At 51.6% G+C, this 13,819-nt stretch carries 13 protein-coding genes; 9 read left to right on the top strand and 4 right to left on the bottom strand.

The window, feature by feature from the left end; translation table 11 throughout:
- Positions 1-58: 58 nt before the first annotated feature.
- Positions 59-202 (bottom strand): hypothetical protein, encoded by a 144-nt coding sequence (locus BN102_RS10835; protein ID WP_019207714.1) that lies wholly within the window; start codon positions 200-202, stop codon positions 59-61.
- A 1,158-nt stretch (positions 203-1,360) separates the two neighbouring features.
- Here BN102_RS10835 and BN102_RS03575 point away from each other — a divergent pair.
- The 9 genes from BN102_RS03575 (at position 1,361) to BN102_RS11270 (ending at position 11,656) form a co-directional block, all read left to right on the top strand.
- Complete coding sequence (locus BN102_RS03575; RefSeq protein ID WP_019207713.1) at positions 1,361-4,132, top strand: TonB-dependent receptor; 2,772 nt, start codon at positions 1,361-1,363, stop codon at positions 4,130-4,132.
- 37 nt (positions 4,133-4,169) lie between these two features.
- A complete protein-coding gene (locus BN102_RS03570) occupies positions 4,170-5,459 on the top strand; it encodes a DUF4876 domain-containing protein (protein ID WP_021312107.1) in 1,290 nt (429 codons plus the stop codon).
- A gap of 121 nt (positions 5,460-5,580) precedes the next feature.
- A complete protein-coding gene (locus BN102_RS03565) occupies positions 5,581-7,011 on the top strand; it encodes a DUF6850 family outer membrane beta-barrel protein (RefSeq protein ID WP_156810921.1) in 1,431 nt (476 codons plus the stop codon).
- A 55-nt stretch (positions 7,012-7,066) separates the two neighbouring features.
- Entirely contained in the window at positions 7,067-7,654 is a 588-nt protein-coding gene (locus BN102_RS03560) for a hypothetical protein (RefSeq protein WP_019207710.1), read from the top strand.
- Positions 7,655-7,673: 19 nt separating this feature from the next.
- Positions 7,674-8,276, top strand: coding sequence for a PepSY-associated TM helix domain-containing protein (locus BN102_RS03555; protein WP_051007707.1), 603 nt, complete (start codon positions 7,674-7,676; stop codon positions 8,274-8,276).
- A gap of 204 nt (positions 8,277-8,480) precedes the next feature.
- A complete protein-coding gene (locus tag BN102_RS03550; protein WP_019207708.1) occupies positions 8,481-9,368 on the top strand; it encodes an ABC transporter ATP-binding protein in 888 nt (295 codons plus the stop codon).
- A 7-nt stretch (positions 9,369-9,375) separates the two neighbouring features.
- Positions 9,376-10,044 carry a hypothetical protein gene (locus BN102_RS03545; RefSeq protein ID WP_019207707.1) on the top strand — a complete coding sequence of 223 codons (669 nt, stop codon included), beginning with the start codon at positions 9,376-9,378 and terminating at the stop codon, positions 10,042-10,044.
- Positions 10,045-10,081: 37 nt separating this feature from the next.
- Complete coding sequence (locus BN102_RS03540; RefSeq protein WP_036786986.1) at positions 10,082-11,116, top strand: DUF4857 domain-containing protein; 1,035 nt, start codon at positions 10,082-10,084, stop codon at positions 11,114-11,116.
- Positions 11,117-11,317: 201 nt separating this feature from the next.
- Positions 11,318-11,656 (top strand): phage integrase SAM-like domain-containing protein, encoded by a 339-nt coding sequence (locus BN102_RS11270; RefSeq protein WP_198006542.1) that lies wholly within the window; start codon positions 11,318-11,320, stop codon positions 11,654-11,656.
- Positions 11,657-11,941: 285 nt separating this feature from the next.
- Here BN102_RS11270 and folE read toward each other — a convergent pair whose 3' ends face one another.
- The 3 genes from folE to tpiA all read right to left on the bottom strand — a co-directional run bounded on the left by folE (position 11,942) and on the right by tpiA (position 13,818).
- Positions 11,942-12,541: a GTP cyclohydrolase I FolE gene (folE, locus tag BN102_RS03535; protein ID WP_035456886.1), complete on the bottom strand. Its 600-nt coding sequence runs from the start codon at positions 12,539-12,541 to the stop codon at positions 11,942-11,944.
- A complete protein-coding gene (locus BN102_RS03530) occupies positions 12,538-12,987 on the bottom strand; it encodes an SPOR domain-containing protein (protein ID WP_019207702.1) in 450 nt (149 codons plus the stop codon). The genes folE and BN102_RS03530 overlap by 4 nt, the downstream gene beginning before the upstream one ends.
- A 72-nt stretch (positions 12,988-13,059) precedes the next feature.
- Entirely contained in the window at positions 13,060-13,818 is a 759-nt protein-coding gene (tpiA, locus tag BN102_RS03525; RefSeq protein WP_021312173.1) for a triose-phosphate isomerase, read from the bottom strand.
- Position 13,819: the final 1 nt, after the last annotated feature.

Genomic DNA, 13,819 nt, shown 5'->3' with positions numbered 1-13,819 from the left:
ATAAAACATAAATAATCTGCTACCGATCATCTCGTTCATAACGAGATTTCATTTTTTCCTACAGTATACGTAAAGCATGCTCGATGCCGTCCAAGTGATAGAATTTACCGGCATGTGCATGTTTGTCCGTCAATCGTGTTTTATCTTTGAGCACAATGGGAATATCATAATAATTTTTCAACAATTTTTTATCGACGATCATCTTTCACAGTAAAAGAATTTCGTTAATCTTTCATGTGAATAAGGCAATTCAGAATAAAAAAACCCTAAAAGATACTTCGCATTTTAACAAAACGCCTCATTCATCCATGAGTGTCCGATACAATCGTCGGATTTTCGCAATGGAATGTGTCGACATGGGAGGTACTTCCACAAACAAGGTTTCCTACAGTTTTTGTCGACCAATAAAACTTATCGGCTAATATCGCATCGATTTTTATTAAATCGGAAGCTTTTTATTCCATATTTTTCAGTGTTTTGAGAGGTTTGAAACATCGTGTTGTAGCACAGTCATTCATTTCGACCGGACAACAATGGTATTCATCCTCAAACTTGCGAGCTGGGACATAAAATGCTCTCCTGCCTGATCGATAAATCAGACTATGATACAGGAAGAGGTATAGAAAGATCTTTTCAGGTTTTCATCAATCGGGGCGTATTTATTTCATTTTCCGGCTTTACTCAAGACACACCGTTTCTTCCCTCGCGCTTATCCTCCACGCGGGTATGCCTTTTACAGGGCAGGGATCCCGCCGGATACGTTGGGTAACCTGTCCGTCTACGTTCCGAATCCCGCCGGACACGTTAGACGACCTCAAATTCGACGTTCCGAATCCCGCCGGATACGTTGGGTAACCTGCCGTCTACGTTCCGAATCCCGCCGGACACGTTAGACGACCTCAAATTCGACGTCCCGAATCCCGCCGGACACGTTAGACGACCTCAAATTTGACGTTCCGGACATATCCGGATAGGTGGTACCACCTGTCCGACGGGATAAACAATCTCGCCGACGGGGTCCGGGACGTATCCAGACACGTTATGGGACGTATCCGGCCACGTTTTCGATGAACTTCTTTTCCTTCCTCAAAAGAAACAAAACACAAAGACCAAAGACTATGACGTCCATATTAATCGTAGAAGATAATATTACTTACAGCATGGGTGCAAGTATTGACATAAGTCTAATAGCCACACTTTTAAGTCAGCGACAGGTATAGATATAACCATAAATAGGTATCGTTCTCCTCGATTCTTGACCGTAAGCCTGCCATCCGCAGTCAAGAAATACCTATTTATAGCGATTGACCATCCTTTTATATTTACATAATTTTGCATCCGCCAATTATATAAATACACAATGTCGAGAAAGTTCTCACTGATAAGTCTTCTGTCATTCATCTGTATCCTCTGTTCGGCACAATCATCCCATAATTTCAGCGGTCGTGTTTTCGATGCTCAAAGCAAGGATGTATTGCCTTTCGCCACGATACGGCTGAAGTCCGATGCAGGCAAGTTCTACGGAACCACCAGCGATGCGGACGGCAAGTTCGGCATTCGGGGTCTGGGGACGGGAGATTACTTGCTCATCATCTCTTACATAGGATACGAAACACAGGAAAAACGTATCCGGATAGACGGAGACATCCATCGAGACTTCCGGCTGCTGCCTTCGTCCACCACGCTGAACGAGGTGGTAGTCACCGCCTCCGAATCGAAAGGCATCACCAGCGCTTCGAAGATAGACCGCACGGCCATGGAGCACCTGCAACCCTCCAGCTTCACCGACCTGCTGGCGTTGCTGCCGGGCGGAAGCACAAGCACGCCGAACATGGGCGGGGCCAACATCATCCACCTGCGCGAAGTGGGAACAGGCGATTCGGACTACAGCACCGGGTCTTTGGGCACACAATTCGTGATGGACGGCATACCCGTCAGTACCGCCTCCAACATGCAACGCGTCGCCTCGGACATCACGACCTCTTTCGACGGATACAATGCCGTGAACGCCGGCGTGGATATGCGTAACATCCCCACCGACAATATAGAAAGCGTGGAAATCGTCCGTGGCATTCCCTCCGTGCAATACAACAACCTGACAAACGGAGTGGTCATCATCAAACGCAAGCAGAAAGCCACCCCGCTGGAGGTGCGCTTCAAGGCCGACCAAAGCAGCAAACTCTTTTCGGCCAACAAAGGCATGGAATGGAAAAACAAGGACATGGGGCTTTCGGTCGATATCGACTTTCTGAATGCGCAGAACGACCCGCGCGACCGTTACGACTTGTATAAACGAATCACTACCTCCGCACGCTTCCATAAGAAATGGACATTGCACGACGGGCATGCCTTGAAGTGGGAAACCGGCGTAAGCTATTCCGGAAACATCGACCATGTGAAGAACGACCCCGACATAGAGAGGCTGAAAGAAGAGAGTTACCGTTCCGGCTTCCATAGCGGGAAATGGCACAGCCTGCTGGAATGGATGGCGTCCAAAGGGAAAGCCTTCCGGAAATTGGAGTTGGACCTCTCTGCCGGCATGTCGTGGGACGAAATAAAGCGCGCCCGATTCATCCAGCTGGACCGTGATTGGGCAGTGCCCACCCACATGAAAGCGGGTGAACATGATGCGGAAATACTGCCCTACAAATACACTGCTTATACCATAGTGGACGGCAAGCCGCTGAACTTATACGTCAAGTTGGCTGCGGAGTTCGGGATGCAGACCGGTTTGGCGGGTCACAAACTGTTGGTCGGAAGCACCTTCAGGTACGACAAGAATTTCGGAGGCGGACAAATCTACGACCCGGCACGTCCGCTCGACCCCGGAAGCAGCTTCCTGCGTCCGCGCAAATACAGCGACATTCCTGCCTCCGAATTGTGGCATGTGTACGTAGAGGACAATGTCAACATCCCCATAGGAGACCATTCATTGGAAGTGCAAGCCGGGATAAACGGCAACATGATGCTAAATCTCGACAAGCAGTACGCCTTAGGCGGAAAGATGTTCCTCGATCCGCGTATCAACGTGCAATGGCGATTTCCGAGCATTAGCCTCGGATGTAAAAGGCTGGTAATAAGACTGGGCGGAGGAATGGGACGGCTGCTGTTGATGCCTACCCTCTCGCAACTCCATCCGAACAACATCTACATGGACTTCACGCAGCTGAACTATTGGCATGCCAACCCCGCATACAAGCGCATCAACTTGCGTACCTACATCGTGAACCCTACTAACTACGACCTGAAGCCGGCTCGCAACTTCAAGCAGGAGGTGCGTCTGAGTCTGGAATACGGCAAGAACATGCTTTCCGTCACTTACTTCCACGAACGGATGAATTCCGGCTTCCGCCATATCCCGACCTATTCTCCGTACGAATACAAGGTGTACGACTCCAGCCAGATAGACGGCTCTACACTGACCGGCCCGCCGGCTCTGGAAGACCTGCCTTATGAGATGAGAACCATCTTGAGAGGCTACTCTTACACTGGAAACGGCAGCCGGACACAGAAAGAAGGAGTGGAGTTCCAACTTTCCACCGAACGCTTCAAGGCACTCAACACCCGCTTCACCGTGAACGGAGCATGGCTGTACACCATCTACGAGAACAGTCAGCCCATAGCCAAAAGCGTTTCCGCGGTAGTAAACGGCGTAGCTCTGAGCGACAAGTACGTGGGCATCTACGAAACAGACGACAGTTCTCACTACGGGCAGTTCAACACCAACTTCACGGTAGATACCTATCTAAAGGAATTAGGCCTGACCCTTTCCGCCACTTCGGAGTGCATGTGGTTTCAAAGCAGGCAGAGCCCCAGAGCAAGCGGCACTCCCATCGCCTACATGGATGCCGCCACAGGAAAGGTATCGCCCTACACCGAGGAAGACAAAAAGGATACTTACAAGCAGCACTTGGTCATTGCTCGTTCCTCGGCCTTGTTCGAGAAGATGATCACGCCTTTCTATATGTACGTCAACTTCAAAGCCACCAAAGAGTTCGGCAAGAATATGTCCATCGCACTCTTCGCCAACCGTATTCTGGACTATGTGCCCGACTACACGCGAAACGGATACCTCATACGAAGAACAGCAGCGAGTCCCTATTTCGGGATGGAGCTGAAACTAAAACTATAATAATCCTAATCAAACAGAAAATCAAAAGAAGATGAAAATGAAAAGAGTATTTTATGTAATCTGCATGACAGTGATTGCAGGTTTGGCGTTCACCGCTTGTAGCAGTGACGATGACAACAGTGTAAAGATGGCCAATGTGACCATGCAGTTCAACGCGCCTGCCGAGTTGCAGAATCAGAATCCCGTTATCGGCATTCAGGAACTGGTATTGAAGAACATCAATACGGGAGAGAAGACCACCGTCGTGAAACCCGCTACTCGTGCCAATGTTCTTTCTTCTTCTACTGTAAGCATCGCCGTGAGTGTGCCGGAAGGGCTATACACCATCAGCATGGAAGGTTCTCTGACCTACCGCCTGAATGGAGAGACCATCCATTCCAAGATACGGGCCTATAAAGAGTCGGTAACTCTGACCGAAGCCTCTGCCGCTACCCCGCTCAACCTTACGGGCTATGTATATAACGACAGCAAAGAGGGAGGAAGCTTCGTCATTGCCGAAATCTTCTTCACCGGAACAGAAACCCCGGAGAATAAGCAATACAACGGCGACAAATACATACGTATCTACAACAACTCGGGCGATACGCTCTGCGCAGACGGACTCACCATCGCCGAGTCTGCATTCCTCACGGTAAGCAAGTATGCCTATTCTCCGGACATTATGAACGAAGCCTTCACCACCGACGCTATCTACCGCGTCCCGCTGGGAGGTAAAATCATGGTTGCCCCGGGAAAGTCTCTGTTGCTGTGTGACATCGGTAAGGATCATACTACCGTCAACTCCAATTCTTTCGACCTGACGAAAGCCGACTTCGAATGGTATGACGAAAGTACCAACCCGAAATTCACAGATACTGATACCCCTGTACCCAACATGGAAAAGATTTATTGCTACACGCGCACCATCTGGGGCCCTCACAACCGCGGCTTCAAGGCGTTCGTGCTGGCACGTCTGGGCGACGACGAGAACAACCAGCTCTCTGCCGAGCAGTATCTGAAAGACTATGTTTACGAATACAAGTACAACATGATTATCAACGGAAACGTGTACGAAATGGGACCTTCCAAAGGCTACAAGATTCCTAACAAATGGGTGTTGGATGCCGTCAACCTCAGTGTAGAAAGCGAATACGAATGGAACGTAACATCGCCTGCTTTGGACAGAGGCTGGACGTACTGCGGAAAAGTTAACAGCGACAAGACCCGCTACGGCAAGAGCGTGCGTCGCAAGGTGCTTTCAGGCATCACCCTGCAGGACACCAACGACTCGTCCGCGGACTTCCTGCCTGAGCAGAAAGCGGATCCTTATTTCAAGTTCCACGAATAAATTATTCTCCGAAGGCAAAATGAAGAAAGGGCTCATATCTTCACTTCTATTCCTATCGATGACCGTATCCTCCTCTTGGGCTCAAGGGGAGGACACGGTTTTCATACAGAAAAGGGCATTTATGCACTCCGCGGCCAAACGGGAGTTCCTTACACGTCCTTTCCTTAATCCGGCCTTGAATTATTATCGGCAATCTTATTCGCTCTCCACCCTCGGGGCAACGGGCGAGTGGAACGGACAAAGCCGAGCGACAAAGGCGGAACTGGGAGACGGATGGAAAGGATTCCTTGTGGCGGGCGACTCGTACGTATGCACGTCCGAGAAATCGCGTATATGGGGAGATGCCTACTACCGGAACGGCACGCGCCGGAATGTGCAGTGGAACGAAAGTTCGGACTATGAACTGCTCTACCCGTACGTTGCCGCCGACACCATAGGCGGAGATATGAAGTCGGAAATCTACTTCTTCAGAGGCGGATATGCCGCTGCAACCGGACGGTGGACATTCGGAGGGGAATTCTCGTACCGGGCGGTGCAAGAGTTTCGCGACATAGACCCTCGCCCCAACAATAAGGCGGCCGACCTGCAGGCCAAAGTCGGCGCTTCTTACGGCATCCGGGCCCCGTATGCGGTGGCTCTGTCCGCCGAAGCGCGCAAATACAAGCAAAACGGCTCTCTGGCCTACTACAACGAACTGGGGGTATCGAAGACGTTCCACCTTACGGGATTGGGGAACAGCTACACCCGCTTCGACGGTACGCGCACAAACGTGCGTTATCAAGGACACAGCTACGGTGCAGGAATCAACCTGCTGCCCGTACAAGCCGATGGCAGATGGAGCGGTAGCTTCCATTATCGTCATTCTTTCTACGAGAAGATGCTGCCCGAGTCTAACGACCTCACGCTAAACGAGCTGAAAGAAAACAACCTGCAAGGCGAGGTAACCCGGACTTTCTTACGGCATGCCCGCCGGTTTTTCGGCCTTAAGGCATCGGTAGCCTACAACGAGCGGAAAGGGACGGAAAACCTCTACGGCGACGCAGTGAACCACATCTATCCGCATATTTCCGCCGTAGAGCAGTTCGGCAGCAAGGCGCTGCACGGAACGGCAAGCGGCAGTTATGAGCAGGAACAGACGGAGAAGTGGCGATGGAGCCTGCAACCTGCCATCGGGTATCTGCAACGGGAAGACACCTACCACACGCCTGCCAAGAGCATGAAGTACAGTCTGTGGAGCGCTTCGCTGGACTTTGCTTCGACCCATAAATGGAGCAAAAGCCTGCTGTACGCACGTGTTTACGGCATTTACCAAGAAAAGATAGACGCCTCGCTGAACATCGCCGGGCAAACGGCGCACCCGTATGCCCTGACCGTCTTGCAACAGAACCTCGAGATGCTGAGCGGCAGCCGTACGACATACGGCTTCTCTCTGCGATGGTCTCGATACATCGGAAAGAATTTGGGCTACGCGGAAGTCGGGTGGCAACATACGCTATACGCCAACCACGAGAAGAACCGTTCATTCCAAGCAGGCATCGGAGTGTATCTGTAGGCCTGTTTAACCATTTGCAAACAACATTTTTATACTAACTAATAACAAAAGAACAATGAAAACCAAGAACATTCTCATCGCAGCCATTGCTGCAACAGCACTCACATTCACCGCATGTGGCAACAAGCAAGTCAAGAATGCGGACAGTTCTACAACCGCCGAACAAACTTCGGACGTACTCGGAATAGACAGCTTGCTGGCCGATGCCGAGGTACTGACCAATAAGGAAGTGACCGTCGAAGGGGTGTGTACACATGCCTGCAAGCACGGCGCCACCAAGATTTTCCTGATGGGCAGCGACGATACGCAGACCATTCGCGTGGAAGCCGGCGAACTGGGTTCGTTCGACACGAAATGCGTCAACAGCATCGTCCGTGTGAAAGGCACGCTCATGGAGCAGCGTGTGGACGAAGCCTACCTGCAACAATGGGAATCTCAACTGAAAGAAGCTTCTGCCCAAAAGCACAGCGAAGAGGGTGAAGGCGGATGCAGCACCGAGAAGAAAGCACGCAACGAAACGGCCAACACACCCGAAGCGCGCATCGCCGACTTCCGTGCCAAGATAGCCGACCGTCAGGCAAAGGAGGGGAAAGCCTATCTGTCTTTCTACTACATACAGGCCACCGGCTATGAGATTCAGTAAGCCGTCGGTGGAAGAGAACATGCCGGAAGCAAAGGGTGGGCGGCAACGCAACAACCAAGGCAAAGCCGGCACGCTCCTGCGCAAGTGGTGCCGCCTGGTGCACCGCGACGTGTCGTTCTTCTTCTCGGGGATGGTGCTGATATATGCCGTTTCGGGCATTGCGATGAACCACCGCGGCAGCTTCAACCCTCACTACTCGATAGAACGGCAGGAATACAAGTTGACCGAAGCCTTGCCAGCACAAGCCGACATCCGCAAAGAAGATGTGTTGAAGTTGCTGGAACCCATCAACGAAGCAGACAACTACACCAAGCATTACTTCCCCAAAGAGGGAGAGATGAAGGTGTTTCTGAAAGGAGGCTCCAACGTGATGATAGACCTTGCCGGCCACCATGTGGTGTATGAGAAACTGACACGTCGCCCATTGCTGAGCACCCTGACCAAGCTGCACTATAACCCCGGCAGCTGGTGGACACACTTCTCCGACTTGTTCGCGGTAGGGCTTATTCTCATCACGTTTACAGGCCTCATCATGCTGAAGGGCCCGAAAGGGTTGTGGGGACGCGGAGGAATAGAGTTGGCGGCGGGGATATTGATTCCGCTGTTGTTTCTCTTTCTCTAAAACCTCTCCCACCGTCCCCTGTCCCATAGGGAGGGGAGGAGGGAGTTTGGGCTGTTTAATCCCTGCAAGGAGCATTTTATACTTGCAAGGGCAATATGTATAATATGTAATATGAACTTTTTTATTTCATCTCCTTTCTACTCTTTCCCCTCTCCCCTCCCTATGGGCCGGGGGAGAGGCTTGATGGATTTCTTATAATAATCAATGGAAAATATCATTGAATGCAATAACCTGACGCACTACTACGGCAAACGGTTGATATACGAAAATCTTAGCTTCAGCGTTCCGCAAGGGCGCATATTGGGGCTGTTGGGAAAGAACGGGACGGGCAAGACCACCACCATCAACATCTTGAGCGGCTACCTGACACCCCGTTCGGGACAATGTTTCATCTTCGGAGAGAACATACAGACCATGCCGCCGGCCTTGCGCCGAAATATCGGACTGCTCATCGAGGGACATGTGCAATACCAGTTCATGACCATCCGCGAGATTGAGCGGTTTTATGCCGCCTTCTATCCCGGGCAGTGGCGGAAAGAGGCCTACTACGACTTGATGAACAAGCTGAAAGTAGCCCCCGGACAACGCATTTCGCGTATGTCGTGCGGACAGCGGTCGCAAGTGGCACTGGGGCTCATTCTGGCACAGAACCCGGCACTGCTGGTGCTGGACGACTTCTCGTTAGGGCTCGACCCCGGCTACCGCCGTCTCTTCGTAGATTACCTGCGCGACTATGCCCGCTCGGAGAACAAAACCGTCTTCCTGACCTCGCACATCATTCAAGACATGGAACGCCTGATAGACGACTGCATCATCATGGACTACGGCAGCATCCTGATTCAACAACCCGTCAGGGAACTGCTCGACACGATACGCTGCTACACCTGCACCGTGCCCGAAGGCTATACCTTGCCGGAGGATGCGGACTTCCATCATCCCGCCGTGATACGCAACACGCTGGAGACATTCTCCTTCCTCACTCGGCAAGAAGTGGAAGCTCGGTTCGCCGCCCTGCAAGTGCCCTACAGTCAACTGAAATGTGAAACCGTCAATCTGGAAGACGCCTTCATCGGCCTCACCGGGAAATATTAAGAAAGAAATGAACGCTATATTTTATAAAGAATGGATTAAGACGCGTTGGTACCTGCTGCTCGCTTTCTTCGTCACCACGGGCTTTGCCGGATACTGCATGCTGCGCGTCAATCGCGTGGTCGAACTGAAAGGCGCCGCCCACGTCTGGGAAGTGATGCTGATGCGCGACGCCATCTTCGTGGACTTGCTGCAATACATCCCCCTGCTGGCGGGCATCTTGCTGGCATTGGTGCAGTTCATCCCCGAGATGTATCACAAATGCCTGAAACTGACGTTGCACCTGCCCTATCCGCAACTGCGGATGATAAACCTCATGCTGTTCTACGGCCTGCTGGCACTCACCGCCTGCTTTGCCGCGAACTTCCTGCTGATGTTCGTCTATCTGCAGGGCGTGCTTGCCTCCGAGCTCTACACGCGCATCCTGCTGACGGCCGCCACTTGGTACGTGGCCGGCCTCTGCGCCTATTCGCTCACGGCATGGGTGTGTCTGGAGCCTACCTGGAAACGGCGGGTGTTCAATCTGGCGGTGACGCTGTTGCTGCTACGCATCTTCTTCCTCTCCCCTGAGCCCGAGGCATACAACGGCTTTCTGCCGTGGCTTGTCGTCTACAGCCTGCTGTGCGTCAGCCTCTCGTGGATTTCCGTCCTGCGCTTCAAGGCGGGCAGGCAAGACTGACCTCACCCCCATTCAATCATTAAAGCATAACAAAGAGATGAAACGTTTTAGTCAACTATTCCTATACCTCACGGTGGCGTTGTTGCTCCTCTGGCAACTGCCGTGGTGCTACGCTTTCTTTGCCTCCAAGCCTTCGCGCACGCCTTTCGCCCTATACAGCTGCGTGATAGGCGATTTTCTCTCCATAGGCTACGACGAGACCACCGGCATGATACGGCGCGACCGCTCGGGCAACAATTATACGCAGGAGCAGACCGACAGCATCCTGCCCCTGTTCTACGTCCGGCAACTGATGGCCGACGAGCGCTTCCCCGACAGCCTGAAGGGGGTGCCCGTCACGCCGCGCGAGGTGCAGCGCACCAACTTCAACTTCCGCGTATCGGCGTCGGAAGTCAACACCGCCGCCGTCCCATTGTATCCGTTGTTGGAGAGCATGTCGAAGCGGGTGGACCTGGCCATGCCGGACGATGTGTTCCGCATCACCCGGAGAGGCATTGAGTTCGTCGTGATGGACAGTAACAGCGTAGACAGGGAGAAAAGCGCGAAGTTTACGGAGGCGCTTGTGAAGAAAGGCTTCCGCTTTCCCGCCTCTCGTATAGCCGGCAACCCCAACCCCCGGAAAGAATACGACGAAGGATACCTCATTCTGGATGATGCGGGCAAGCTGTTCCACCTGAAGCAGGTGTGGGGCCGTCCCTACGTGCGCTCCATCCCCCTGCCCGAAGGGCTGCACGCCGAATACCTCTTCATCACGGAATTCTCCGACCGCCGAACGCTGGGGTACCTCACCGATGCCGGCCACTCCTTCTACGTATTGATGAACAAGACCTACGAAGTGATAAAGACCGGGCTACCCGCCTACAATCCGGAGACGGACAAGCTCACCATCTTCGGCAATATGTTCGACTGGACGGTTTGCGTCACAACGCCCGAGGCGGAAGAATACTATGCGCTGTCTGCCGACGACTTCTCGCTCATCGACTCGATGCGCATCCCGACCTCCGACGGCCCGATGCCCGGACTGCACTTCACCTCCTACACGGATAAGTACGTCAAGCCGCACTTCTTCTGACAAGCGCCGCTTGTTCTCCATAAGATAAAACGTTTCCCTGAAAGGGTGATAAACACCGAAAGCTCACACTCACTTTCGCAGTTGCACATCGTCCATGTAAGGAAAACGTTTATTTTTGCCTGCATAATCACTTAAACGAATCAAGAGATGATCTATTTTCTACCAAGTTTTAGGTAGGCGGGCAGTACAGGTGAGCCGGGCATGGAGCAGCCTGCCGGGAAAAAGCGGAAGCCGGTTCCGATGCTTTCCGTTTGTGCCGAACAGGCAACCTGTGGCGTAAGTGCATCCACAGCCGAGAATTACCGTACAGCAGTGCGCTCCTTCATTCGCTTCAGCGGCGGCACGGACGTGCCGCTATCCGTCTTCAACGCCGACAATGTGCGAAGCTACGAGCGGTGGCTGCAAGACCGTGGCGTATGCCCCAACACCTCCTCCTGCTACATGCGCTCCCTGCCTGCGTGCCATCTACAACAAAGCCGCCACGAAACGCCTCGTGAAGGCCAAAGAGCCGTTCAAAGGCGTGTTCACGGGCAACGATAAGACGGTGAAGCGCAGCATTACCATAAAAGAAATATGCAAATCAGCCTCTGGGGCTATCCGACTTTTTGGACAACCCCTCGAAAGTCCATTTTAGCGTTCGTTTAGTATTCTTTAAAACGGATAACACTGCAAATTGCACTACGCTTCACGCTACGTTCAAAGATAATGCAATGATAATAGAGAGATGACAGCCGATAAGAAGCTTCTTCGATTAGCTGACTAAGAAAGAGCACTCGCACATGAAGCATTTAGCAATCGATATCGTCTTTAAGATACGGGGTGTATTCAATGCTCTCCTCGTATCAGATTCATAAATTCCTGACGAGTTTTAGCCTGATTAAACGCGCCGGTAAAATCAGAAGTCGTAGTAACAGCCCCTTGCTTTTCCACTCCTCGCATCTGCATACACATGTGCTTAGCCTCCAGAACAACCATTACGCCTAATGGTTGTAATGTCCGTTGGATACATTCCTTTATTTGAAGAGTCAGTCGTTCCTGCACCTGAAGCCGGTGAGAGAACACGTCTACCACCCTGGCAATCTTACTGAGGCCCGTGATATAGCCGTTGGGGATATACCCGATGTGGGCTTTTCCATAGAAAGGAATCAGATGATGTTCACAGAGGGAGAAGAAATCGATATCTTTCACAATCACCATTTGGCTATAAGGTTCCCTGAAACGGGCAGTCATCAATATCTCGTGCGGATCCTGTTCATAACCTCTGGTCAATGTAAGCATGGCCTTGGCGACCCTCTCCGGCGTCTTCAAGAGTCCTTCGCGATTCGTATCTTCCCCTAACAGTTTCAATATGGCCGCATAATGTTCCATCAACGCCATGATCTTCTCCTCCGTCCATTCCGGATGCGCCAACTCATCTGTGATCATTCCCATGAAATATTAATCTGTTCGCGTACAATAGATACCTCTTTATAATGTCCCGTAGCCTTCAAGCGACGCATCACTGCATCGGCTTCTTCGATGGTTTTGAAATCGCCGACGCAACAAAGCCAGCGAGGAGGGCGAAAATAGGCATAGACCGGTAGTTCCGGGAATTCGGCCTCTACCTGTTTCGCCATGCTGTTAGCTTGACTGCGCGCATCGCGAGAATTGTTTCCGGCATAAACTTGTACCCTGTATCCGCGCGCTTTCAATTCTCTTTTTCCTTCCTCATATTTCGGTACCGTACCGATCAATGCGGTAATAGCCGGATCTTGATGAACGGTAACCGTACCTTGCATCGGCACGTTCTTCTGCAATTCGACTAAAATACTGTTCTGCGCCTTAGAAACTACTGCAAAACACAACAGGACGATGGCCACTAAGCATTTCATACTCTTTCTGTTTAAACGATTAAAAGCAGTGAGCAGGTCTCTCTTACTCACTGCATTAGGGTACAAAGAATATTATTTCCAAGCATCGATGATCCCTTTAAAGTCGGCTACCTTTAAAGAGGCGCCGCCAATGAGCCCGCCATCGATATCCGGTTTCCCGAATAATTCGGGAGCATTGCCGGCCTTGCAGCTACCCCCATAGAGGATCGTGGTCTCTTCTGCGACCTTTTTGCCATACCTGTCCGCAATCGTACTGCGAATGTATGCATGGATTTCTTGCGCCTGGTCGGCCGTCGCCGTCTTGCCGGTACCAATAGCCCAGATGGGTTCGTACGCAATGATGATCTTTGCGAAATCTTCTGCGGTCAGATCGAACACGCTGCCTTCCAATTCCGCTTTGACCACTTCGTTCTGTCTGCCAGCTTCGCGTTCCGCCAGACTCTCTCCGATACAGAAGATCACCTTCAAATCCTGTTTCAATGCAAGTCGTACCTTTTCTTTCAATATCTCGGGCGTTTCGTGATAATATTCTCGACGTTCCGAATGCCCTATTATCACATAATGAGCTCCGGTGCTCCTGACCATCTCGGCAGATACCTCTCCGGTATAAGCGCCGCTTTCTTTGTCGGCGCAGTTTTCCGCCCCCAGTTCAATAATCTCTTGATCCAAGAATGATGCAATGCTTGCCAAATGAATGAACGGAGTACAGATGACCACGCCGCAACGGAGTTTTTCTACTTTCAAAGTTTCGTTCAACTCTTTGGCGAGAGCCACACCATCTTGCAGGTTCATATTCATTTTCCAATTGCCTGCTACAATTTTTCGTCTCATT

The organism is Phocaeicola abscessus CCUG 55929 (assembly GCF_000312445.1).
GTDB lineage: Bacteria > Bacteroidota > Bacteroidia > Bacteroidales > Bacteroidaceae > Phocaeicola > Phocaeicola abscessus.
This window is presented reverse-complemented; position numbering and strand designations above follow the sequence as displayed.